The organism is Microbacterium petrolearium (genome assembly GCF_054782875.1).
Genome location: NZ_BAAGRQ010000111.1, coordinates 1 through 501, shown reverse-complemented (window position 1 = coordinate 501; position 501 = coordinate 1). Strand labels below are relative to the sequence as shown.

The following is a 501-nucleotide window of genomic DNA, read 5'->3' as shown; positions in this document are numbered from 1 at the left end:
CCCTCGTACGGGGCCTCCAGGCGCCCGCCGGCCACCTTCGCGCCCCGCGCGTGCCAGCGGACGGCGGCCGGGTCCACCTCGACCGGCGTCTCGTGATCGTCCACGCCCTTGGCCACCAGGGTGCGGTGCAGGCCGGGGAACACGTTCACGTCGCCGTCGGCGGAGGCACCGCCCGGGGCCGGCTCCACCAGGAGATCGTGCAGACGCCCGTCGCCCGGCGCGACGAACACGCCGACGCCGTTCGGGTTGCTCCGCTCGTGCCCGTCCGACGGCACGTTCCGGACCGTCGCGTCCTGCTCGCCGAGGGCGCGCGCGACCATCGTCGTCGACCCGCCGCCGTCCAGGTTGACCGCCGTGTCCACACCGATCCGGACCAGGTCGCGCGCGGCCTTGTCCACCCCGACCCCACCCTTGCCGGTGCCGCCGGGGCCGTCCCACGTCGCCAGCACCAGGGTGCGGCCGTCGTCGCTGAACCCGAGCGCCGTGCGCGGCGCGATCGAC

At 76.4% G+C, this 501-nt stretch carries 1 protein-coding gene; it reads right to left on the bottom strand.

Annotated features, from left to right (window positions below):
- On the bottom strand, window positions 1–501 hold a 501-nt coding region (locus tag ACYVJ0_RS13885), incomplete at both ends, for a phosphodiester glycosidase family protein (protein ID WP_460818451.1).